Here is a 22,532-nt window from a genome sequence, read left to right as displayed (position 1 = left end):
ATAGGATTCTAAAGGCATGACTTCACCACCTTTATATATTGATTTACTGGCATGATCTATATCGTGTAGCCATACGCTTTCTTTTTCCTTCCCCAACATGAAAGGAAAGCTCAACACCAAATTTCTCCTGCAGAAACTTTTGAAAAGCCTCGTGCTCCATGGCCGGCTTATATTTATGAAAGATCGCCCGAAGCTGCTTGATACGTTTCTGATCCTTTTTATAAGCTTTCATCCGCTCTTCCAGCACTGCCTTATCTTCGGTCCCCTGCACCTTGCCGTACTTAATGAACTCCATCTTCTCCCCTTTCAGCCTCATGATATATCCGGATGCTTCCCCCAGGGCTTTATATTGCGCCATGGTAGAGAAAGAATATTTTGAGATATCCTGATGAACCGCTTTAACTCCAGCTCAGGACTAATATTCTGAATCTTCTGCATCGCCTGCTGAGATTTCAAACGCTCGAAGCTATCATCAATCTTTTGACCATCCATATCCACGCGAGTACTGACGATATGAACGTGATTGTTTGCAGTATCATAATGACCAAATACCAAGTATGGAACATTACCATAGCCCATTTCTTTCATATAGTCCTCCGCCATTTCCGCTAATTGCTCATGGGACAATGCATCGCCCTTCACACTGAGAACGGCATGAAATTGCTTATTCTTTACGTTTTCATTTCGGAAAGAAACTGCCTGAAGGTTTAACATAGTCTTTCTGCGAGCATTATCACCCATCATTTCCAACTGCCCAAAATTCTTTACTTTAAGCAATTCCGCCTTTTCGCCGTCACGTTTCCGGTCGTTATATTGTACCGCATTAAATTTCCCTCCGGCACTACTGAGTATTTTCGCCTGGGCACTCATATCAGTGACGAAACTAAATTCCGATAGGCCAATGTGAGTTCACAAAGCGTAGAAGTGTAAGTCTCTATCACCTTTAATAGTAACTCAACCTGTTCTTCCTTTATCCGGCCATGCTGATAGCCCAATAAAATACCTCCTTTACATTCCTCTAAAGAAAAATGACAGTTACTCATTACCGTTCCTAGCAAATGAATGGACTGCATAACATCCTGCTTCGAATCTCTTTGATAAACTCTTTCTTCCTTCACAGCATCCATCACAAATTGTCGAAGCATGGCCGAAAGATTCTCCGGATTATGCTGGCTTTGCATCAGTTTGATTTGCTCGTGCTCTGCCTGAGAAACTCTGAATTTCAAGGCAACCATTGGCGGCTTTTTTGCTGCTTTCTTTTCATCTTTATTTTCGGTTAAGTGTGGTCAAATACGCTGCTACTACTTTCCCTAATTCTCGACGCTCTTTTCCCTTCAGACTATGACCGTATAAAATGGCCAATTCTTTATGTAGTCTTTCCGGGCAAATACGTTGAAGGTATTGGATGTATTCTTTCCGATGAACATCATCTTTCGCCATTTCCAAACTTTGCTCAGTCCTGAAAATTCCGGAACTTCTCTCTTTCAAAAAGCCGGGTATTTAATTCTTGCTTGCTCATTTCTATTTTCAGTTAAGTTGCGCCAAATATTCCGACTCGTCGGCAGGGATAGCTTTTGAGGGACTCAAAAGCACATCCTGCAACAACAAAAATCCAATTTTTGTATTGGCCTCCGTGGCTCATTAGAAGCATTGTCGCAAAGCGACGCCTAAAAAAAGCGGGTGGGGAGAGGACTCCAACCTGAGGTCATGGGAGCTTGCCTCCCTGGTGACCTCAATTAACTCTGGCCGCAAAGCGGCTCCTAAACCTTAGTGATTTCGGAAGTCCGGGAGGATCTGCCCCAAGAAAGAACAGTCCGGACTTCCCAAAAACCGTAGAGAAAATGGGTTACATTTCTCCCCTTTAGTCCTTACTGCTTTTTTTATCTCCTCCATATATCGCGGAATTTATTGCCTGCATTCTCCCAACCGCATCCTCGGACTCATTCTCATAGCTGGAACCAATTGCGGAAATCTCAGGCTTAATATGAGAGAATTAAAAAGGGCTATAGAAAGAATTATTACAGTAATAGGGCTTTGGGAATCAATAGCACAACCAAATAGATACGCTTAAAAAAGCCAGCATAAAAATAATTTGGAGTAAATCTCGATCAATTTTAAAGCGGTCTTGTATAATGGAAAAAACCAATTTAACGGCCCAGTAATGAGAAATCACCAATCCCACCCAGACAAAAAGCCAATAGGAAGATACAAATAAGAGAAACCATGCTATCTGCATAGTCGGCCAAATGATCCGTTAGCCATAGAAAATCATTCTTGGCAAATGCTGATACAGATTAATCATTACCCCGAAAGCTACCAACAAAGGAATCCACCAAAAGAGCAGAAATACAGGATCGAATTACAGCTTTTTTTCAGTAATAGAACCTCAAACTTTTTATAGAAGACGCCTGCCATTTGAACACAAAGAAAAATAAAAACTGGAAGGGCAATCCCTGCCCAACAAGGCAGATAATATTGAAAGCTTCAATAAACTGTTCCATGAAACTAATTTTTAAATGAATGAAAATAATTGGAATACTAGCACTAACCGGTATACTCCCTTTTTCCTCCCTTCAGTCCATGCGTTCTGATTTGTGTCTCCTGCCTCAAATTGGCAGAACTACTTTTTTAATCTCCTTAAAGCAGACAATAAGAATATCCGCTCCTCAACAGCGTTACTTTTCATTCTTTCAGGAAGTAGCGAACAGACCAATTTACCAGAATCATACTCCAGTAAACCCCAACTGTTGGGTAATTCATCTTTCTTCACTAATCCTTTTGGAACACAATAATACCGGAACTCTCCCATGCCCTTTATTGGCTCCTGTCGAAAGGGCTTTTTCCTATCCCTCAAAAAGTCAGCCCTACTCGTTTTTACCTCAACCACAACGGAAGTCCAATAATTGAAGCCAATCACGTCAGGAATCTCACCAGTATTATTAATGGTAACCAATTCAGTAAATACTTCGGTACAACTGATCTGATTTGAAGGCTTGCGCCTCTTTAACCAAGAGGCAGCAAGACCTACCAAACCTTTATGATTTATACATTGCGTAAAAAGCATAAGGGAAAATACCTAAATTCCATAAAACGTACAGGATACTCTATTTTTCTTTAGACACCACATTGTCCCAATGATGCTCGACCAAAACGTGAAGCCGATTCGTTATCCCTAATAAATATTTTGTTTCATCGGGCACAGCGCTTTCAATGTCATCCAGGTGATCTTTAAATAAAGTTAGGATTTGCTCCCTTATGACATAGAATTCTTTGTAATCATGAATCTCAGTCATGTTCTTGATGAATTCCTCTTTGGCGTCTTTTTTCTCTTCCTCCTTCCTGGCTTTCATGGTTTCCTCAGCTTCACCCCTTGAAATTTCAATTAATTCATTCAGACTGGTACGTCCATCTACTTTCCCTTTTTTTCCAAGTTTTTGGACTATAGCTTTCGATACTTTCTTTTTTCCGGAAAGTATATCAGCTTTCAAGTTTGGGTCCTCATTACCAATAATATCGACACCTTTAGCATAATCACTATCTCTATGAATCGTTCTTTCTCCTACAGAAAAATCATTAGCAATTTTTTCAGCTGTAGACGAATGTGTCAAATTGGCACATTCGTCTCTTCCAGAATAATTGGAATTTCCTTCTTGTCCCCCTCGTTTTCCTTTCTCACGATTGTATAGCTTACCACGCAAATAGGAAAGCTCATTCGAATTTAAATTTCTGCGTCCCAATTGATTGAGGATCATCCAATCTTTGACATCCTCAATAGAATCAAAAGACTGATATATTACCGGAACAGTTTCCCAGGATAAACCTAATTCCTGAATAATCTTAAATCGGTGATGTCCATCGACCAATAGGCCTTTTTCTTTCCACATCGTTAAAGGATCTCTTACCCCTTCTCGCTCAATGTTTTCCTTGAGCTGCTGAAATTGCTCTTCCGAAAGTGGCTGAATCCATTCCTTTAATTCTTCGGAAATTTGCGGCTCGCTTTTTTAAAAAAGTACCGTCTAGATTGGTTAAATGGGTTTTTTTCTCCATTTTTAAATAAGTTATTATTAAATTTTGAGCCGTTTAGTTCCAAGCTAGCGGCTTTTTTTATTTATTCTCGACTGATTTTTCGTCTTTTGATCAGTGTTATTTTCGACAATTTAATGAATAATTTTTTATACACAACGTAAATATAACAAAAGTAATAAAAAACATGGCCCTAGTAAGAGTTAAATAGATGGATTGCATCTACTCATTTTCTAAAGGGAAAGAAAGGGTAAACTGACATTAACCTCCTTTTTATTTATTTGTCAAATTGAATTTGATGTAATATCAATTTAAATTTGATATATCCAAAATTATTTAGCGGTTTTTTATTAATCAAATTGATTTTGATACTTTCGGTAATGGAATTAAATACAATTATCAAGAAAGCTATTCAGAGTAAGCAATTGTCCAATGCACACTTGGCTGAATTATTAGGGGTATCAGCCACAACAATCAGTAATTGGAAAACAGGGCATAGCGAACCTTCAATAAGTAACCTTAGAAAGCTTGCTGATATCCTTGATTTAGATTTAAGTATTTCATTTAAAGAAAAAGAAATTGAAATTGACAAAAGCACGAAAGTAATTTCATTAAAATCTGCTGGTATTGAAGTTGACATCAAACTTCAAATATCTCCAGATGGAGAATTATTAATTGACTAATTTAAAGCTAGTTACTTTCTAGAAATAGTGATAGCGAAGAGCTTGAGATTATTCAAATGCGACTAAATGTATGTCAATGGTTATTTTTTGTATCCTTAAGCATACATTTAGTCGCAATCGCGAGGTATATTTATTTTTTTACCAGAAAAAGTACAATATTCTTGCTTTTCTCTTTCTTGATTGTATTTATTGTATCTATTATTGTAATATTGAGGGGGTTGTAACTTACTGAAATACAAATAAATAGGCCTCGCGATTGCGACCAAATGTATGCTTAAGTGCGACTATTTGTATGTAGAAACGGAGTATTATACGACCAAACGTATGTGGAAATGCGACTGTTTGTATGGTTCTGCGACTATTTGTATGCGACCTAAATTTTGAAAAGTCGCAACAATTATTTTACTTGTGATATGACCGAACAAAACCAAATCAAAGTAGCTCAATCTAATGACCTTACAAATGGTCGTGTTGATTTTATTCCTCTTCAAATAGACATCTTTTATGTGATGTTATCGAAGGTAGGTGAAAATGATCCTTGGACGGGTAAGTATAGAACTTCTGTTCAAGAATTAAAAAACCTTGGAGGGAAGTCTGTTAATCATACCCGAATTGAAACAGCTATTAGAGGAAATAGGTCTGAAAATTTGCCTGCATTAGCATCCACTTTCTGGAGGTTCGAGGAGAAAACGGAAAGTGGAACCATAAGCCAATATTTAGTGAAATTGATTACGATTCTGGTCGAATCACCTTTCAGTTTAATGAGGCGGTTTCATCTTTCCTACATAATTTAAAAGGCAATTTTACCCTGTTTGAGTTGAGTTCTATTGTGGCTTTAAAAGGAAAACATACAAAAAAAATTTTTCAGTTGGTTTCTAGGTGGAGTGATAAAAAGCATTTTATTATTTCAATTAAAGAGTTACGTGAGCTATTGTATTTAGAAACTACATTGTTGAGGACGAATGATTTTAAACGAAAAGTTTTGGAACAGTCAAAAAAGGAAATTAATGAAAAGACAGATTTAACCATCGATTATAAAGAAATTAGAGTAGGGCGTAAGTTGGATTCTATTGAATTTATTATTTCTCAAGATTCGATATCAAAAGATGCTGGAAATAAAAAAGGTAAGATGGTATTTGATGGAGATTCATGGGAAAGGGTTAAAAAAAGACTTAATGTAGAGCAACAGGAATATTTAAAATCACAAGTTCATAAAGCTTTATATGATGCTAAACAGAACGGAGAGGTTAAAAATGATTGGTATGTGATGAGGTCTTTTGTGCAACAGTATTTAGAATATTTTTTTAACTTTGATATCGGCTTTAAAGAAAGAAACTGGAAGTTTAACTTAGCTTCATATCGACCAAAATAAGAGGTGTAATCTCCAACCAAATGGGTATCACCATTCCAACCGAAAAGGGTACCATTAACAGTAAAATAAATAGGCTAAAAGCCCATGGTTGTTTTCAATAAATTATGCCTGTTGTGTAAGATTCATTGTCTCTCTTAATCGATAAGACTCCCCATCCATATTGACCAAATGAGTTTTGTGAGTCAACCGGTCAATCAGGGCTGCTATTAAGAGGTATCAGGGAATATTTCTCACTGTGTCCTATGTTCCGCATTACCGCATATCTCACCAAAACTATCCTGAGCGATGTTCAAGTTGGTTTTTGTGATTATTACTGTTCGCTTTATTGAATTTCATTTTTAAGCGTTAGTTCTATTAAGGGTGATCAAATTTTTTCAAATACCATGAGTTTATTCAATAGTCATCCAATAATTCAATTTCTTTCTTGGGGAGAGTATTGAGGGTTCTTTCACTTGGAGTTTTGAACTCATTTTGATTTTGTCCATCTGTTGTTGCTCTTTGGTTATTCCTGTTCACTTTTCGTCAATAATAACTAAGAAGTCGGTCTGATTTCGAAAAAAAACTGGGCCATGAATCCCCCCAATAATCGGACAGCATGATTTGCATAAATCATTATTTGTAGAATATAACAACAACAAAGTTTAATTCTATTACAAGCACACCTTTTTAGAATAAAAAAAAGGTAATATTTTCAATTTAGAATAAAAATATTCTACATTTGCTTTAAGCACAAAGCATCAGCGATATGAATGAACTATCAGGATCTATTTTTAAGTTTTTAAAAAACAACGAAGCCCTTTCGATTTCCGGAATTGAACTGCAAGCCGGTATCCCAAAAGGGTCCCTACAAAAAGCAATTGGTGGTTATCAAAAACTCAGTGATGGAAATTTGCAAAAATTAATCACCGTTTTGAAGCGTTACGGTTATCAAGACGAGGGAGGAGCAAAAATTATGGCCATTGCGAATAACAAAGGAGGGGTCGCTAAAACAGCTTCAACAGTAAATATCAGCAGTGCACTGCGGAACTTAGGTTATAAAGTGCTTTTGGTAGATATGGATCCCCAGGGATCAGCGAGTCGACATTTTGGACTGTATGAACTTGAGGGACAAATCGCTGATGCAATGCGCGATGGGCATGACTATAAAATCGGTGAACTGCTTTACAAGATAGATGACTTACTGTATTTGGCACCGTCAAACTTAAATTTGGAAAGTATTTTGCCAGAACTTCAAAGTGATGATGTTGAAGGGAATCAGCGCCTTTCTAAAGTTTTTAACCACTTGAGGCCTCATTTTGATTTTATTTTGATCGACTGTCCTCCGTCATTGAATATTCTGACGGTGAATTGTCTGATGGCGAGTCATTCTGTTTTGATTCCAGTACAACCTGAACCTCATTCTATCGACGGGCTTTCCAATATCGTTAGATTGATAAAGAAAGTATCTTCGGTAAACCCACACCTGAAGGTGGAAGGATTTTTCTTCACCTTGGTTAAAAACACCAAACTGCATGAAGGACTTATGAGTACATTGGAGGAAGAGTATCCTATGATCAAGATCTTCGAACAAAAAATCAGACAGAATGTGGCTGTTGCCGAAGCTTGTTATGAAGGAATGGATGTGATTACTTATGACAAAAATTCCAATGGAGCCCAGGATTATGTTGCACTTACGAATGAATTGATCAATGGCTAAGAAAAGTTTTACCGCCAAAAGACAGACCTCCAAAGCTGAAAAAGTAGAATTCAATCTAGGAAATGATTTGATCAATCAATCAGTGATTCAGCTGGTGGAGAAGATCACTATCCTAGATGAATTGAAAAAATATATTCGACCACTGCGTCCTGAAGAATATCAAATCCTGAAGCAGGATATTGAAAAAAATCAGGGGTGTCGGGACCGATTAACCGTTTGGGTGAATGAACATCAAGAGTACGTTTTGATTGACGGACATCACCGTTTTCAGATTTGTACCGAGGGACGAGATCCTAAAGATTACCTTTATTTTGATGTGCAGGAAATGCATTTCGATAATATTGAGGAGGTCAAAGACTGGATGGATGAACTTCAGATGGGGCGTCGTAACCTGAGCAAGCAGGAAGTTTATTTCATCCGTGGACGGAAATACAATCGCTTGAAGAGTGGCCGTGGTGGTGATGCTTCTCAGCAAAAAAATACGGCAGAATATTTGGCTGAAAAATTCAATGTTAATGCCAGGACCATCAAGCGGAATGGAAATTTTGCTGAGGGGATCGAAAAATTGAATGCTGAACTGAAAGACTTGATTTTGTTTGGTGAAGCACCAATAAAAACCCCGGAAATTGAATTCATTGGCCAGTATGATGGAGCTCAACTTGATAAAATAATCCAATGGGCAATAGGGGGACAAACGGTAGCAGATATAAAAATGAGGCTAAGTACTCAGCCAAGACCGAAAAAAGTAAATTCCTCTCCTATTGATCATTGGAAGAAATACATGCAGAAATCCACCAAAGAGGTAGATCAGCTGATCAAAAAGGCTGATCAGAATACGATGAGATCTTTGCGGGAGTTTTATCTTGAGCAAATCGAAAAGATCAATCAACATCTTTAAAATATCGACAGAGCAAAGTGACATTTATGTCACTTTGCTTTTTTTTGTTCGCCATGCATGGTGGTTACACTTTTTCGGATTGACATTCCAAAATTTAGTAATAAACCCACCATTAGACTGTGTTTTTATAACGAGAATTACTAAAATATCAAAAACATCTTCAGGTTTTACAGAAGGATTTTATTAATTACTCAATGTTGCGTTTTTCGAGTTGTTGTTTTTATTATTAATTCCGATTTTATAAAATAACAAAACGATAAATTTATGGGACTTAAACCAGGGCCAAAACGGATAGCTAAGTCTACGGGAAAACCGGACAAAAGACAAAGGGACAATAAAGAAACACCAGGGAATACACCTTCTTTAAAACCACCAAAGAGACAACAAAAAAGCTAGATTAAAAATTCAACCTATGAAAAATACCATCAAACTCACTCATCTGCATGACAGTCTTGATGGTAATTTTTTATCATCGCTTAATGAAATAACATCTTAAATTTCATTTATTATCATATGCTAGCAATCTCGGAAATTGGCACTTTACTAAAATTGGGGTATTAAGACATTTCTTTTTATCTGAGATTTTGTACCAAACCATTTAATTGACAACAGTAACATGCAATAATTTTCGATATATCACGTCCAAACCATAGTAGGTCAACTCGAAAACATTATATTTGAAGCCTCAAAAATGATATAGTTTCACGAAATAAAGGCATGAAAATAAAAGACATCAATAGAGATATAAATGAATTAAGAAACCTGATCCTTTATTCGAAAAATCACGACCTGATTGATCCAAACGCTTTTAAAAAGCTGGAGCGACCATTTTTAGAAGAAGATAGTGCATATGTACTTTGGCTAAAAGAGAACAAACCTTCCTTAGAGGAAAGATTTTTGTTACTATTAGGCCTGGCGCCTCATCTTCATGCCGGATTTTATAGTGAAATAAGCACTGATCTTTACTTCCTCCCTGGTCTTCCTCCTTCCAACATTATAAATTGCCTACGGCTTTAAGTTTTGTAGAATTAATGAAAGCTTATAGTCTTCTACCGGAGGTGGAAATTATACAAATCATTCAAAGGAGCTTTCTTGTCTCAAAAGGAATAATCAAAATAGGGGCTTCCGCCAGGGAATGCACTGGTTATTAGCCCCTATGCATATGCCGGAGCAATGGGTGCAGCATTTTTTATATGACCTCAATACTTTTTCAGCTACAATATAACATGTATGAGTTATTCACTTGAAGAAAAAAAGGAGACCAGTTACGAGGAACAATCCAATGATTTTTCATTCGCCACAGCTGTTCCGCAACTAGAAGCAGTTCCGGATAAAATCGCTGTAGCGCAAGAGCAATATTTGCCGGATATTCAACGCGTATACCTGGCTCCCCAGCCTGCTCAAATTCAACTTGTTTCTGAAATTGCAGATGACAATGTAAAAAAAGGCTTTGTCTTTTTAACGACTGCGATGGCTGGAGAAGAGACCAAGGTTAATATCCAAAAACGTGGTTTTGGAAGTCGTGATAGTTCAGGATATGCCGATCTGCTTTTAACTGTACTCCAAAACCAGTTATTGGATGCCCAGCCAATGATTGGTATCTATGGAAATTTGTATTTTCAAAAGCCCAACCTATTTACCGGGGAAGTAGCGCTTTTTGATGGTGTTTTTATACCAGATGATTATGTGGCTATTGAGGATGTAGTGAAATTGGCGCAGCAGGAAAGAGGAGCTGAGGAAGTTTATAAAAAGCAAAAAGAAGCTGAACTGGTGCTCAATGCCTACATGCGAGATGTGCCGAGGGATTTGGATTATAGTGAAATGGCTAAGGTTTTGTTTGAATCTGCCAATATAGAAAATCCGAAAAGCTATGCTTTCCAAAAAAGAATTCAACAGTTAGCAGAAGAAAAAGAGCAAGAAGGCTGGGGGATTTTAGAACTTTTGTGGAAGTACTAAAAGTGCAGCCGCTTCAACACCTGGACACTATCGTTTACTTCTTTAAAGGTAATGACAGTGATCGGGTAAATGATCAGCTGAACCAGGTGTTTGATCATCCTCCAAGCATGGAAAAGCTTAAAAGGGTGTTTTTTGAGCAATATCAACAAGAGTTATCCGCTTTCCTGATCAAGCATATGCCCGGAGAAAGAGACTTATTGGGTTATAAAACTTCTAATAATCAATCCGACCTTCCGGACTTTGATTATGAAGGCATTGTTAGAACCATCAACGCAGAGATTAATAGTTACTATCAATTTAGGGATTATTCCTACAACCCTATGACTGCCGGATTGGGAGGAGGTGGTAATGCCTTTAGCGGATTGATTAGAATAAAAAGTTTAAAGAAAAATATTACCAGCCAGCTGGAAAAACTGGAGCGTAACCCATTAGCTGCGGAGCACTTTCTGAACCTGTATCATACCATCAATAATTCCTTCTTTGAAACGGATATTGAAAAACTATTCGATTATCAGGATATCGCCCCATTGCTGCCCAGTCATTTTCTTCAAAAATGGGTCGCTCATGAATATATCGGAACACCTTCTCAGCGTCTGGATCAAATCTATGAGAAGCAGAAACGCCCTCCATTACTGGCCGGTACTAACGCTCCAAATCCTCATGCTTTAGGGGAAATATTGGGTTTTAGAGCCAATGAGGCGGATCAGGTACAATTCAGTTACGTCGCCACCCGGGGAGACACGCTTTCCGGAATCGCCAATCGCTGCCGTACCACTACGGATATGCTACTCAAAGCCAATTTGTGGACCATGGTGAACCCTGCCAACGGCACCTTTGAAGATTCCTTTGGCAGACAAATGCAATTGCAACCGGGAGATCACATTCACCTTCCGGAAAGTTATGTTCCTTTAATTGGGGAATTGTACCAATTGTATAATCCACGAGAGGACGCTTATGAATTAGTAAAGGCAGAAAAGGGAACTTATCAGGTAGCCCTTTCCAGGCAGAAACTTTTTTGGATATTGTAGGCTATATCCGGGAGGTGACCATGGACCAAATTCGTGATGATAATACCAGAACTTATCAAATGAAATTGGCCGTTTCCATGAAGCTTACCGGTAATGTTTACGCCATGTTTTATATCGGCATATCCATGGGCGGAGTATTAAGTATGCAGTCCGGAGACGACCGGGCCTTTGGGGTAACCATGAAGACACAGCTAGGCTTCCATGCCGGTGTGGGAAATCAAAGCGTGGCCAGCGCAGGGGTAAATGTGGCTGGTGGGAAAAGTATGAATCCCAAACATTTTAATAGTTTGAATGGAGGATATCATTCACCCAATCACTTTCTGGCTTATTTCGCAAAATCCATCGTTCACCTGTTAGTGGATGCTAATTCCGCTGAATTCCTAGATGTGCTAAAATTGGGAGAAAACTTTTGGGCAGGGAAACAGAGTGATGAATTTTGGAAGGAATTACAAAAAGGGTATACCCATAAACAATTAACCGACTATTCCCTTTCCGGGGAGGCGGGGGTGAATAATGTAGCCTCCATTGAAGCCGGAATGGCCGGAGGAGCTGTTCAGAAAACAAAATACCAGGGCATAGAAACACCGGAGTCTCAGGCCGACAAACGTAAGGGATGGAAAAACCTTTTGGCCAACGAACAAGAAGCTACAGAGGCCAACGAAACGGAACGGGAAAGAGAATATTTCGTGACGGTAGATTTGTTTGATGGACTCGTTACGCTGGATTTAACCGCTCAGGAAATCATTTTCAATGGTAACCGGGATAATGAAGGGGAATATATTAATATTTCCATGACCATGGCGATTCCTTCCAACAATGACTTTGTCCGAAGCCTGGCGGAAAGAGGGCAAAAAATTGACTGGATTTTTTCCGGTACCGGAACAATAGAGGATAAACTCAACAGTATCCCCGATAAAATCAGGGATGCCTTTAAAGATAAAGTCCCAGCAAAAACCGCGGTGAATATGTCAGCCTCCGTTTATGTAAGGCTGGAGTGGCAGCATATTGTACAGCCCGTCAATGATATTAAAGAATGGTTCCTGCAGTACTTCAGAGTTTCCAAAGGGCAAGAAATCAAAATCGGGAATGATTATGGAAATGCCTCTCTCATGAAAGAAGAGGAAGTTTTTGAAGTATTAGGAACGAATACGATCTCTTATATTTCCACCGTCTACAATGGTATCCATAAAGAAGTAATGGCGGAAATGACTAAGGAAGAACAGGACATCATTAAAGGTTATATCTCAGATGCTGAAAAAGCAGCTTTGGAGGACGAAAAAGACCGACAAAGAAATGCTCAAATTAATAATCCCGAAGAGAAGACCACGCCAACCAAACGACCAACCACCAGTGATATTCTGAGAAATCATGGCAATGATCCGGCAGTGATTAAATATTCCGGTCTATTAAGAGAAAGAGCCGCCAGTCAATGGGAAAACTTTAAAATCAAAGGAAATACAGACCTGAACTTCCTGCAAGTAGCCTTTAATCCTTCTCCCCAAACCGCTTTAGGTCCTTTGGAAAAAGAACTCTACCAAACCCATTATCAGGAGATGATCCTGAATTTTGGTAAGGAAATCAGAGATGCGGTGGTGGCTTATGCGGAGAAAGTAGGGGACTATACCAAAGCTAAATGGAGTGAGTGTAAGTTAAGGGAGTTGAATGAGGAACAGGCACGCCTTTATTTGGGGGATATCAGAAGAATTGTGGAAGTATTGCATGCGAAGAAGATTCCTAATAAAAAATTAGAATGGGAAGATGTCGAGGGCAGTATTTCCAAATTTATGTATGGAGTGATGGCTGAAAAACCGAAAGAGATGACATCAAACTTTGAGCAGGATATCTTAACACCGTTATTTTTTGAAAATAAAGTATATGAGAATCAAGTATATGTCGAGAAGGAGTCTAATTAGTGCACTACTGATAATGCTATCGTTTTCCTGCAATACAAATAAAGGTATTGACGATTTATCAGAGAAAGAAGCGATCTCTATTCTAAAAGAAAGGCATGATTTATACTTCATTTGTAAAAAGAATGAAGAGGGTTATGTCTATGATTTGCGAATTAGAGATGATAAACGTTTAAAGAGATTTCCAAAAGAAATATTAGCATTCAAGCAGCTCGTAGATCTTGATTTAAGTGGTAATGCGATTGAAGAAATTCCTGAGTGGGTATCAGAGATAGACAGTTTAAAGTACCTCATCTTACGAGATAATCCTATCAAAGAGATTCCTCATTATATCTCTACGTTCAAGGAGTTACGTGTATTGGCAATAGATCGATCAGAAGTTACTTCGATTCCAAAGAATATCGTTGACCTTCCTCATCTAGTAACATTATACCTAGGAGGTTGCCCTCCAATGAAAGAGTTTCCATCGGTATTGTATCAATGTCTTCAGTTAGAGAACTTAGCACTACCACCTCTGAAGCGCCTTCCTGATGATATTGGTCGGTTCAAAAATCTTGAATTTTTAAATACTACTTTAGAAAGTTTTGAAAACCTTGACAAGCTACAATCGCTCACGCGTCTGTATTTAAAAAATAGTACAGCATCGCACTTTCCTAAAGATTTCAAAGGATTGCCAGAACTAAATTTTTTAAGAATCAATAACTGCAAAAATTTAGAAGAGCTACCTGCTAACCTATATGTAAAATATAAGGATCATGGTGCTGATATAGATGCCATTAACTGCGTAAAGTTAAAAGGCCTTCCGGACGAATTTGCCAAGCATCGTTCATTTGCTACTATCTATTTGGACAGCTGTCTTAATTTTAAGCATTTTCCAAAAGGAATGAACGTAGGAACGATCTCCGCAAAAAACGTCCATTGGGAAATAGCCCCAGAAGGTATCTTCTATAGTACTTGTGATGATTTATGGATTACAAATCACCGAATCAAATCCATTAAAGGAATTGGTAATATGGAAAACCTTGAATTTTGCGTCTTGTCTGATGGCCTCATTGAGGAAATCCCAAGAGATATTGTCAATTGTAAAAAGTTGAAGCACCTCAATCTTCGGGGCAACAAAATCAAAGCGTTCCCGGCATTTATGTCCAAATTTATTCGAGAGAATCCCAATTTAAAAGGGGTGAATTTGGGTGGTAATCCGATTGATGATTAAATCACGGAAAAGATTATTCAAATAATTCCATTTTGATAGCAAAAGCCCTCAACCATTTTTGGAGAGGGCTTTTCTTTTTTTGGGTCAAAAATTATCGAAATAATACAATTCTTAGCGAGGATATAGTTACCTTTATGTTAAATAGAGGGTGAAAGTGCAATTGATTCCGATTTTAAAGGAGGTTTTCTGAAAGGTAAATCACCCACTACTTAAGGTACAATTTTTAGAGCTCCTACATTAGTATTATTGGTTGGATTTTTAGTATTTTATAAATTGTATTTAGCCACAGTATTGGACGTCTATACGTAATGGTAAGGTATGTTTTGCTTGGTGGCTATCAGTCATATGATCGTATTGTTTGGCTATCGATCACTAAGTGATCTATACAATATATAGATGTTATCCTTCATTAAAAACCAAAACAATGAATAAAATTACAACAATACTAATAAGCCTATTTATTTTGTTAGGATGTGGCACAGGTAAGAATATTAATCAAACCCCTGAGCTTTCATTGGATAAAAGAGAACTTAAGGTTTCTCTATATCCTTATATTCCAAATGCAGAAAGTTTCTATTGTCGGATAGAAAAGTTGTATGAAGAAAAATTTCCTGAAATTGATCTTAAAGTTGAACTAAATTCCTTAAATTATTATGACCATGAGGGGAAAGGTATTATTGAAAGCGAAGCAGATGTTTACGAGATTGATGCAATCCTGCTACTGGATTTTATTAAAAGAGGTAAATTACAAAAACTGCCAGCCGAGCTAATTCCCAATGAACAAAGTTTATTGTCAGTTTCTTCAATTGCTAAACTCAACAATGATGATTGGTTTGGATATCCACATTGGGCTTGTGGTAATTTCTTATACTTAAAGAACAATGACTCAGAAGCAATTAAAACTTCAAATTTATCTGATATTGAAAGAATTCTTTCCAAGAATGATGATATCCAGAATAGCATTTTTATAGACTTAAAAGGTACATCAACAATTGGCGAGCACTATTTTGATGCTCTGATGGATGAATTAGGTGACTATAACCAAGCTAGAAAGTATGTATCTGTAGACAATATTAATAAATCTGTTTTGAACAATTTAAACCGAGTAATTGATGTATCCTACAAAGATTTTGGTAGGAATGATAATTACCATGATAACACAGGGTTTTACGGGCGTCAATTTGCCAGAAATAAGGGAAGAATAATGGTTGGATACTCAGAGCTTTTGTATTATTTGATTGACGAGAATATTAAATCATGTTCAAAAGAAGATTCTTGTATTAACCAAGGTAATTTAACTATTAAAGAATGGTACTTTTCTGATAAAGGTTCAAATCCTATCAGCTGGGTAGATGTACTATCCATAGATTCTAAATTAACTGGTCAAAAGCTCAAGGATGCATCTGATTTTATCCATTTTATGATAAGTGATGAAATATATAAAGAAGCTTTAATACCAAAATGGGGTGAAGCGCCTCGTTATTTACTGCCGACAAAGAAGAGCTTATTCAAAAATGAAGATATACTCAAAGAAGCACCATTGTATCCAAACTTTTACAAAATAATTCAAAAAGCAGTTTCGACCACAGACGACCAATTAAGTCCTAAACTCAGGGAAATAGGAAGAAAATTAGATAAGGAACTACTAATTGAGAATAAGAGATAGCGAAAGGTGAAATAAGCTAAAATGTGTCTACAAAAGCCTTCCCTACAGAACGGGGTGAAATGTAACACTTCCTTCAACCGCCCAAATCCAGCCTTTTGATCTTATTTTTTTTCATCCAGTTGTGTAGGTTCGCCGGAGTGGTATTGTACTTTTTGGCGATGAACTTTTGTGTGGAGCCATTATTGAGCAGGGCCTGAATTTCTTCCGTGAACGGATCGAGTTTGCTTTTACCTGGGCCTTTGGGCCTGCCGAGTTTGATACCCATTTTTCTTTTAGCGGCCAATGCTTCTGTGGTACGTTTTGAGATTAGGTCTCTTTCTATTTCTGCTGCCATCGCAAGGACCATTGCCAGTACTTTGCTTTGGAGGCTGTCGTTGGCCTATGTTCTAAATAACTGCATATCCCGCCAAAACCGCCCTGATCGCTCCTCAAGGCGGTTTTTGTGGTTATTACGGTTAGTTTTAGCTAAAAATATAAATATATCAAGAATTTAAGACGCTCTTACCGGATGCTCTTAGGGTACCATCAGGGGCGACGTAGCGGTAAAGTGTCTGTCGGCAAATATTTAATTCTTTACATAAATCACTGACTTTGGTATCGGGACTTTTCATGGCGGCACTGGCGATTTGAACTTGATGCTTTGTCAGGGCGTACTTCCTGCCTCCGTTTCGATCTCTTGCTCTGGCGGCTTGAAGACCTGCGATGGCGCGCTCTCGAATCAGTTCTCTTTCAAATTCTGCAAGGGCAGCGAAAATATTGAATACAAACTTTCCGCTTGCAGTGGTGGTATCCATGCTGGCGCCTTTTCCGGTAAGTACTTTTAGACCAACATCTCGATCGGAAAGGTCTTTTACGATTTCTACTAAGTGTTGGAGTGATCGTAAACATCCCGCCATCTCCATCTTTCCTTTTTGCATTTCAATGATGACCTTTCGTTAAATCATCAATATTTTGAAAATGAGCACTCAGGAACGAAAAATGTTTACGTTGGTAGATAAGAAAGAATCGAGTAATCTGAAAACGGCCGATTTCTGCAAGGCGGAAGGGATTAGTCTGGCTTGCTTTTACGGTGCCTTATAAGCTCCGGCTTATGGCAATTTCAGTGCATACCTCACGGTAAACCACCTTGCGACTTGCTAATGCTTCGAGATGCTACTCTCGCACTTAAGGGACTTGCTCCCTCTAAAATAATATTCTATATTCGAATAGAATAATGATGCCATATTGGGCACAAACACAATGTAAAATGTTTTTACATTAAACGTTAGCTATAACCGACCAAAATGGATATTACAAGAGTTACAATAGACAATTACAGAGGAATAAAGGATGCAGACTTTTTCCCTTCAGCTTTGACGTGCGTAATAGGAGAAAATAACGCTGGTAAATCAACGGTTTTAATCGCTATAAGTCTATTCTTTTCAGGTAGCGCAATTACACCATCAGATTTTTACAATTCAGAAGATCAGATATTAATAGAGCTCGAATTTTCTAATATTTCGGATGAAGATCTACTCCGTCTTTCGCCAGAGCACAAATCAAAAATTGAAGATTTAATCATAGATGGTAAGCTAAGCTTGGTGAGACTTTATGAAACTGATGGAAAATCGAAGCTCTATTGTAAGAAACTCAGCCCTAAAGATACAAGATTATCTGAAGACAGTATTAACAACCTTCTAAAAGGAAAAAAGGGGGCCGATATTTCGAGTAGCTTAATAGGTTTCTTACCTGAATATGAGTCAGAATTATCCAATCTAAAAACTCAAAAGGCCGCGAAAGAGAAAATAGAATTAATAGTTAATAATCTTAATAGTAACTGTCTTGAAATGCAGATATCTAACCTCCCAACAGGAATTGATAACAGTATCGCAAACTTTTTACCAGAACCAATTTATATCGCAGCTGTCAAAGATTTAAAAGATGATATTAAAACCAAAGAATCTACAACTTTCGGTAAGCTTTTAGGCATCCTTCTAAGGTTTCTTGAAAACACGGAAGAATTTGAAGAGATCTCAAACTCCTTTGAAAGATTGCATGGATTACTCAATGTTGTTGAAACCGAAGAAGGCGTTTCAGATGATAGGATTCAACAAATAATCAACATTGAGAATCAAATGGAAAAATACCTTAAGGAGAATTTTCCAAAGGTAGAAGTTGAAATCAGTGTCCCTAAGCCAGAGCTTAAGCAAGTTTTTAGCAACTCCAAAATATTTATCAACGATGGAGTCAAAGACACAATTGAAACTAAAGGAGATGGAATTAAAAGGGCTCTTACATTTTCTCTTTTAAGAACTTACGTAGATCAGCTCAAGGAACATAAAAAACAAAAGTTTGAAAAGAATAACGAAGGAGAAACGTTCGACATAAATTCTCAGCCATATATATTCCTTTTTGAAGAGCCTGAACTCTACCTTCACCCAAATGCACAAAAAATTCTTTTTGAAGCCTTGGAGAGTTTGTCCAATGAACTAAATCAAGTGTTCGTTACCACTCATTCTCCTTTGTTTTTCTCAGCTAATTCTACTGGAACATTTATAAAAGTCAAAAAAGTATATCCTGATCAAGAAAAGCCATTTGGAAAACTTATTGCGGTGAATTTAGAACGTGATATATCTTACAAAGATGCTTTCCAAATATTATGCTATGAAAATAGCACTCCAGCATTTTTCGCAAATAAAGTATTACTGGTTGAAGGTGATTCTGATTTTATTTATCTCAAAGAGTTATCCAAAACCATGAACCCTAATTGGGATTTTGACAACCAAAATATTCCAATTATTAGAATGAGTGGTAAATCAAACATTAAAAAATACGCGGATTTCTATCGACATTTTGAAGTCCAAGTATTTTCCTTGGTTGATTTAGATATGTTAATTGACGGATTCGATAAATACGAGATCGGCGCAGAAATTCTTTCAAAAAGAGAAGATTTGCTCAAAAAATTAGATGACATATCTGAATCTGGTGATTTTGATTCTGATCTGAAAAAGTCAAAAATTAAAGAATTAACGAGAAGGTATAATTGGAAGCAAAAGTATTCACGTCTGAAAGAGCTAGCAACTTTAGTTAAGGAAGGAGGTCCCATATCTGACGATGATATTTCTGATATTGACTTTTTGTTTGCAGAGGAGTCCAATAATTTGAGAAGACAAATCCTTGGGTATCCTGAAGGGGATTTAGATCTTAAGCATGAGTTGTTGAAAGACCTCAGAGACATAAACATTTTTATCCTTAGTAAGGGAGTGATCGAGGACTATTACCCAGAAAGAGTGACAGGAGAAGATAAGCCCTCCAAAGCATTAAATGCCATTAAAAAAATTAAAGAAATAAAGGATTTGAGTTCATTTCTTCCAAAGACCAGAATTGAAGGCAAAGAAGTTTGTGAATTAAGTCAAATTTTTGAACAAATATTTAAGTAAACCACAACCCTAATACTTCGAGAAACTATGCGCTTGAGCGACCTAGAATAATATTTTATCTTCGCATAGAAGAGATGATGCCCATGATGGCACAAGTAATAAACATGGGTACTGACTATTCTAATTCTGCTTGTTATCACCAGGCCCTCATTTTTTAACCGACTTCACTAGAATGACTTCATGAACGAATATGACTTTTCCACACTTAATGATAAGGAGTTTGAAAAAATCACTCTTGACTTACTTAATAAAAAATTAGGTTTAACATTCCAAAGTTTCAAGAAAGGGAAAGACAAAGGAATAGATCTTCGTTATTCTTCAAATACAAATAATAATAAAATTATTGTTCAAGCTAAACATTATGTGGGCTCCTCATTTGCTCAACTAAAACACACTTTAAAAAATAAAGAATTTGAAAAAGTAAAGAAGTTACAGCCCTTAAGATACATTGTTGTGACTTCTTTACCTTTATCAGCGCAGGAGAAAGATGAAATCAAGTTATTGATTCAACCATACATAAAAACAGCAAATGATATTTATGGTAAAGATGATTTGAATGACTTACTCAGAAGATTTCCAGAAGTTGAAAAAAGCCATTTTAAGTTATGGTTTTCAAGCATTTCAATTTTAGAAAGTATATTCAATAATGCTATTGAAGGAAGAACAAAATATCATTTAGAATCAATTCAAAAAAAAATTAAATTTTATGTTGCAACCAAACAAATCAAGGAGGCAAATCTGATATTAAGTAAACAAAAATTACTACTAATCACAGGTCAACCAGGTATTGGTAAAACGACGCTAGCTGACATGATATTATTTGATAGAGCGAAAAATGGGTTTAAAATTTATAAAGTGGAAAATATTAAAGAAGCTGAGGATGTAATTAACATTGAATCTGAAGATAAGCAACTTTTCTACTTTGATGATTTCCTAGGTGCAAATTATTATGAAATCATCAGCGCCCAAAAAACAGAAACACAACTAACATCCTTTGTTGAACGAATAAAAAGTACCTCAAACAAATATCTTATACTTACAACTCGTACTGTTATTTTAAATCATGCAATAGAAAAGTATGAAAAGATCAGTCATTCAAAAATAGGGAATAGGCAATTTGAAATTAAACTAACTGATTATACTCAATACGAGAAGGCTTTAATATTATATAATCATTTGTTTTTTAATAACGTAAATCATACGCTTTTTAATAACCTCATTGAAAAACGATTCTACTGGAAAATAATACAACATACAAACTATACACCTCGAATTATTGAATTTATAACTGATAAATCTAAAATTGATTGTTTTTCAACCAGTCAATATAGAGAATATATTCTTAGTAATCTTAATAATCCTAAAGAAATTTGGAGGCACTCTTTCAATAATCAAATATCATATCTGGACAGATGTTTATTATTAACCCTTTTCACTTTTCAAAGAGGCGTTTCTGAAAAGTGCCTAATAAAAGCCTTTGAGCATAGATTGAATTACGAAAAAACTGAACACAATCAAATTATCACCTCCGATCAATTTATTAATTCTATTAAAATATTACTCAATGGATTTATAAGTTCATTAATAATTATGAATAGTAAAAACGAAAGAAAATATTCATTTATAAACCCATCTTTAGGTGATTTTTTGATAGGATTAGTATCTGATTCATATCAAGAAAGAAAGAGTATTATATCTAGTGTCATATACATTGAACAGCTTTATCACTTTTCACCAGAGAGAAAATTGATACCTCTTGAGAAAGAACTACAAATAATTATAAGGAAGAAAATTGAGTCAAACAGGTTGTTTTTTATTAAGAATACGAAAGGAGAAAATAAGAATAGAGAGATAGTAGAAATAATATACTTATTAATACTTTATTGCCCAGATATTAACATTGACAACTTGGTCTTAAAATACCTTCAGTCACTTGATTTGAACTTAAGTATCGATGTTGTTCAATATAAAATGGAATATCTGCTAATGAATATTGGGGATAATTCACAATCTATTAAATATATAAAAGAAAATTTCATTTCAATTATAGAGGCACTTATGTGTGCAACTACAGAGGCTTATGACGCTATGAAAATCCCTGATATATTTGAAATGTATGATCATGCCTACTTATCCTATTCAGAGTCAAATAAAGGTTATAAAAAACTTATTGAGGTTATGGGTCAAGTGCTGGAACATGAAGAAGAATACCTTATAGATGAAAAATCTAATGAAATTGAGCTTGAAGAAGAAATAGATTTAATTTATGAAAAAATTTATTCTGTCGAAGATGATTTAAAATCAGTATTATTTTGTTCATCCGAAATTGATTTTGAATATGAATGCAAGATAGAGAGATCATACTGGTTAAATAAAATAAAAGAAAATATAGAGCAAACTCATCTAGCTGAAATTGAAAGTGAGGAATATCAAGAATCATATAATAAAATTGCTTCTGAAAAAGTAAACGAAGTGGAAGAAATTGATGACTTATTTTGTGAATTGGAATACAAGATAGGTGAATAATATTTTACTTATATATTTGTACAATTAATTAATACTCTTATTGAATAATGGTTGCTTTAATAATTTACTATTAGGTATCTCATCCTGCTATGAGATATGCCCGAAAGTGGTGTTTGGGGGTTGAAAAATAGCGGCAAAATTG

At 36.4% G+C, this 22,532-nt stretch carries 23 protein-coding genes; 14 read left to right on the top strand and 9 right to left on the bottom strand.

All coding sequences use genetic code 11. From position 1 onward, the window contains the following. Positions 1-43 precede the first annotated feature (43 nt). The 6 genes from AAA970_RS25975 to AAA970_RS25950 all read right to left on the bottom strand — a co-directional run bounded on the left by AAA970_RS25975 (position 44) and on the right by AAA970_RS25950 (position 3,884). Positions 44-358, bottom strand: a complete 315-nt coding sequence (locus tag AAA970_RS25975; protein WP_338239836.1) for a hypothetical protein — start codon at positions 356-358, stop codon at positions 44-46. Then, on the bottom strand, positions 313-870 hold the full coding sequence (locus AAA970_RS25970) for a relaxase/mobilization nuclease domain-containing protein (protein ID WP_338239835.1): 558 nt from the start codon (positions 868-870) through the stop codon (positions 313-315). The genes AAA970_RS25975 and AAA970_RS25970 overlap by 46 nt, the downstream gene beginning before the upstream one ends. Next, positions 867-1,235, bottom strand: coding sequence for a hypothetical protein (locus tag AAA970_RS25965; RefSeq protein WP_338239834.1), 369 nt, complete (start codon positions 1,233-1,235; stop codon positions 867-869). Before AAA970_RS25965 ends, AAA970_RS25970 begins: the two co-directional genes overlap by 4 nt. Before the next feature lie 31 nt (positions 1,236-1,266). Then, positions 1,267-1,488 (bottom strand): hypothetical protein, encoded by a 222-nt coding sequence (locus tag AAA970_RS25960; protein ID WP_338239833.1) that lies wholly within the window; start codon positions 1,486-1,488, stop codon positions 1,267-1,269. A gap of 1,132 nt (positions 1,489-2,620) precedes the next feature. Continuing rightward, complete coding sequence (locus AAA970_RS25955; RefSeq protein WP_338239740.1) at positions 2,621-3,064, bottom strand: hypothetical protein; 444 nt, start codon at positions 3,062-3,064, stop codon at positions 2,621-2,623. 40 nt (positions 3,065-3,104) lie between these two features. Then, a complete protein-coding gene (locus AAA970_RS25950; RefSeq protein WP_479531374.1) occupies positions 3,105-3,884 on the bottom strand; it encodes a hypothetical protein in 780 nt (259 codons plus the stop codon). Between the two features lie 519 nt (positions 3,885-4,403). Between AAA970_RS25950 and AAA970_RS25945 the strand changes: the two genes are divergently transcribed. From AAA970_RS25945 to AAA970_RS25935, 3 genes are all read left to right on the top strand, one after another. Then, positions 4,404-4,706, top strand: a complete 303-nt coding sequence (locus AAA970_RS25945) for a helix-turn-helix domain-containing protein (RefSeq protein WP_338239738.1) — start codon at positions 4,404-4,406, stop codon at positions 4,704-4,706. Between the two features lie 413 nt (positions 4,707-5,119). Further along, positions 5,120-5,500, top strand: coding sequence for a RepB family plasmid replication initiator protein (locus AAA970_RS25940; RefSeq protein WP_338239831.1), 381 nt, complete (start codon positions 5,120-5,122; stop codon positions 5,498-5,500). After that, on the top strand, positions 5,419-6,078 hold the full coding sequence (locus tag AAA970_RS25935) for a replication initiation protein (RefSeq protein ID WP_420916756.1): 660 nt from the start codon (positions 5,419-5,421) through the stop codon (positions 6,076-6,078). The genes AAA970_RS25940 and AAA970_RS25935 overlap by 82 nt, the downstream gene beginning before the upstream one ends. Before the next feature lie 102 nt (positions 6,079-6,180). Here the strand turns inward: AAA970_RS25935 and AAA970_RS27890 are convergent, their stop codons facing one another. Continuing rightward, positions 6,181-6,276 carry an ATP-binding protein gene (locus tag AAA970_RS27890; protein WP_420916755.1) on the bottom strand — a complete coding sequence of 32 codons (96 nt, stop codon included), beginning with the start codon at positions 6,274-6,276 and terminating at the stop codon, positions 6,181-6,183. Positions 6,277-6,823: 547 nt separating this feature from the next. On the opposite strand from AAA970_RS27890, the gene AAA970_RS25930 reads away from it, so the two are divergent. From AAA970_RS25930 to AAA970_RS25895, 8 genes are all read left to right on the top strand, one after another. Continuing rightward, positions 6,824-7,774 (top strand): AAA family ATPase, encoded by a 951-nt coding sequence (locus AAA970_RS25930; protein ID WP_060690540.1) that lies wholly within the window; start codon positions 6,824-6,826, stop codon positions 7,772-7,774. Continuing rightward, on the top strand, positions 7,767-8,672 hold the full coding sequence (locus tag AAA970_RS25925) for a ParB N-terminal domain-containing protein (RefSeq protein WP_338239736.1): 906 nt from the start codon (positions 7,767-7,769) through the stop codon (positions 8,670-8,672). The genes AAA970_RS25930 and AAA970_RS25925 overlap by 8 nt, the downstream gene beginning before the upstream one ends. A 717-nt stretch (positions 8,673-9,389) precedes the next feature. Beyond that, on the top strand, positions 9,390-9,689 hold the full coding sequence (locus tag AAA970_RS25920; protein WP_338239829.1) for a hypothetical protein: 300 nt from the start codon (positions 9,390-9,392) through the stop codon (positions 9,687-9,689). Positions 9,690-9,902: 213 nt separating this feature from the next. Next, entirely contained in the window at positions 9,903-10,628 is a 726-nt protein-coding gene (locus tag AAA970_RS25915; RefSeq protein WP_338239600.1) for a hypothetical protein, read from the top strand. Then, a complete protein-coding gene (locus AAA970_RS25910; RefSeq protein ID WP_338239827.1) occupies positions 10,616-11,656 on the top strand; it encodes a LysM peptidoglycan-binding domain-containing protein in 1,041 nt (346 codons plus the stop codon). The genes AAA970_RS25915 and AAA970_RS25910 overlap by 13 nt, the downstream gene beginning before the upstream one ends. Continuing rightward, positions 11,644-13,569: a hypothetical protein gene (locus AAA970_RS25905; RefSeq protein WP_338239826.1), complete on the top strand. Its 1,926-nt coding sequence runs from the start codon at positions 11,644-11,646 to the stop codon at positions 13,567-13,569. The genes AAA970_RS25910 and AAA970_RS25905 overlap by 13 nt, the downstream gene beginning before the upstream one ends. Next, positions 13,532-14,779 carry a leucine-rich repeat domain-containing protein gene (locus AAA970_RS25900; protein ID WP_338239731.1) on the top strand — a complete coding sequence of 416 codons (1,248 nt, stop codon included), beginning with the start codon at positions 13,532-13,534 and terminating at the stop codon, positions 14,777-14,779. Before AAA970_RS25905 ends, AAA970_RS25900 begins: the two co-directional genes overlap by 38 nt. 424 nt (positions 14,780-15,203) lie before the next feature. Continuing rightward, positions 15,204-16,445, top strand: a complete 1,242-nt coding sequence (locus AAA970_RS25895; protein WP_338239825.1) for a type 2 periplasmic-binding domain-containing protein — start codon at positions 15,204-15,206, stop codon at positions 16,443-16,445. A 73-nt stretch (positions 16,446-16,518) separates the two neighbouring features. On the opposite strand, the gene AAA970_RS25890 is transcribed toward AAA970_RS25895, so the two are convergent. Then, a complete protein-coding gene (locus tag AAA970_RS25890; protein ID WP_338239824.1) occupies positions 16,519-16,779 on the bottom strand; it encodes a hypothetical protein in 261 nt (86 codons plus the stop codon). A gap of 148 nt (positions 16,780-16,927) precedes the next feature. After that, complete coding sequence (locus AAA970_RS25885; protein ID WP_338239823.1) at positions 16,928-17,362, bottom strand: recombinase family protein; 435 nt, start codon at positions 17,360-17,362, stop codon at positions 16,928-16,930. A gap of 40 nt (positions 17,363-17,402) precedes the next feature. Between AAA970_RS25885 and AAA970_RS25880 the strand changes: the two genes are divergently transcribed. The 3 genes from AAA970_RS25880 to AAA970_RS25870 all read left to right on the top strand — a co-directional run bounded on the left by AAA970_RS25880 (position 17,403) and on the right by AAA970_RS25870 (position 22,390). Further along, on the top strand, positions 17,403-17,525 hold the full coding sequence (locus AAA970_RS25880) for a hypothetical protein (RefSeq protein ID WP_338239822.1): 123 nt from the start codon (positions 17,403-17,405) through the stop codon (positions 17,523-17,525). A gap of 203 nt (positions 17,526-17,728) precedes the next feature. Beyond that, positions 17,729-19,864 (top strand): AAA family ATPase, encoded by a 2,136-nt coding sequence (locus AAA970_RS25875; RefSeq protein ID WP_338239821.1) that lies wholly within the window; start codon positions 17,729-17,731, stop codon positions 19,862-19,864. Between the two features lie 180 nt (positions 19,865-20,044). Further along, a complete protein-coding gene (locus tag AAA970_RS25870) occupies positions 20,045-22,390 on the top strand; it encodes an nSTAND3 domain-containing NTPase (RefSeq protein ID WP_338239820.1) in 2,346 nt (781 codons plus the stop codon). The last annotated feature ends 142 nt before the right edge of the window (positions 22,391-22,532 follow it).

Origin of the sequence: Persicobacter diffluens (genome assembly GCF_036244895.1) — a bacterium.
Classification (GTDB): Bacteria; Bacteroidota; Bacteroidia; order Cytophagales; family Cyclobacteriaceae; genus Persicobacter; species Persicobacter diffluens.
Note: the sequence above shows the minus strand (reverse complement) of the source record. Positions and strands in the feature narration are given on the sequence as shown.

Coding starts and splice junctions, on each gene's coding strand:
- AAA970_RS25950 (WP_479531374.1), bottom strand. CDS start 3,884: ATGTGGAAAGAAAAAGGCCTATTGGTCGATGGACATCACCGATTTAAG.
- AAA970_RS25890 (WP_338239824.1), bottom strand. CDS start 16,779: ATGGCAGCAGAAATAGAAAGAGACCTAATCTCAAAACGTACCACAGAA.
- AAA970_RS25870 (WP_338239820.1), top strand. CDS start 20,045: ATGAACGAATATGACTTTTCCACACTTAATGATAAGGAGTTTGAAAAA.
- AAA970_RS25925 (WP_338239736.1), top strand. CDS start 7,767: ATGGCTAAGAAAAGTTTTACCGCCAAAAGACAGACCTCCAAAGCTGAA.
- AAA970_RS25900 (WP_338239731.1), top strand. CDS start 13,532: ATGAGAATCAAGTATATGTCGAGAAGGAGTCTAATTAGTGCACTACTG.
- AAA970_RS25880 (WP_338239822.1), top strand. CDS start 17,403: ATGAGCACTCAGGAACGAAAAATGTTTACGTTGGTAGATAAGAAAGAA.
- AAA970_RS25945 (WP_338239738.1), top strand. CDS start 4,404: ATGGAATTAAATACAATTATCAAGAAAGCTATTCAGAGTAAGCAATTG.
- AAA970_RS25885 (WP_338239823.1), bottom strand. CDS start 17,362: ATGCAAAAAGGAAAGATGGAGATGGCGGGATGTTTACGATCACTCCAA.
- AAA970_RS25930 (WP_060690540.1), top strand. CDS start 6,824: ATGAATGAACTATCAGGATCTATTTTTAAGTTTTTAAAAAACAACGAA.
- AAA970_RS25920 (WP_338239829.1), top strand. CDS start 9,390: ATGAAAATAAAAGACATCAATAGAGATATAAATGAATTAAGAAACCTG.
- AAA970_RS25955 (WP_338239740.1), bottom strand. CDS start 3,064: ATGCTTTTTACGCAATGTATAAATCATAAAGGTTTGGTAGGTCTTGCT.
- AAA970_RS25915 (WP_338239600.1), top strand. CDS start 9,903: ATGAGTTATTCACTTGAAGAAAAAAAGGAGACCAGTTACGAGGAACAA.
- AAA970_RS25975 (WP_338239836.1), bottom strand. CDS start 358: ATGGCGCAATATAAAGCCCTGGGGGAAGCATCCGGATATATCATGAGG.
- AAA970_RS25895 (WP_338239825.1), top strand. CDS start 15,204: ATGAATAAAATTACAACAATACTAATAAGCCTATTTATTTTGTTAGGA.
- AAA970_RS25875 (WP_338239821.1), top strand. CDS start 17,729: ATGGATATTACAAGAGTTACAATAGACAATTACAGAGGAATAAAGGAT.
- AAA970_RS25970 (WP_338239835.1), bottom strand. CDS start 870: ATGAGTGCCCAGGCGAAAATACTCAGTAGTGCCGGAGGGAAATTTAAT.
- AAA970_RS25940 (WP_338239831.1), top strand. CDS start 5,120: ATGACCGAACAAAACCAAATCAAAGTAGCTCAATCTAATGACCTTACA.
- AAA970_RS25965 (WP_338239834.1), bottom strand. CDS start 1,235: ATGGTTGCCTTGAAATTCAGAGTTTCTCAGGCAGAGCACGAGCAAATC.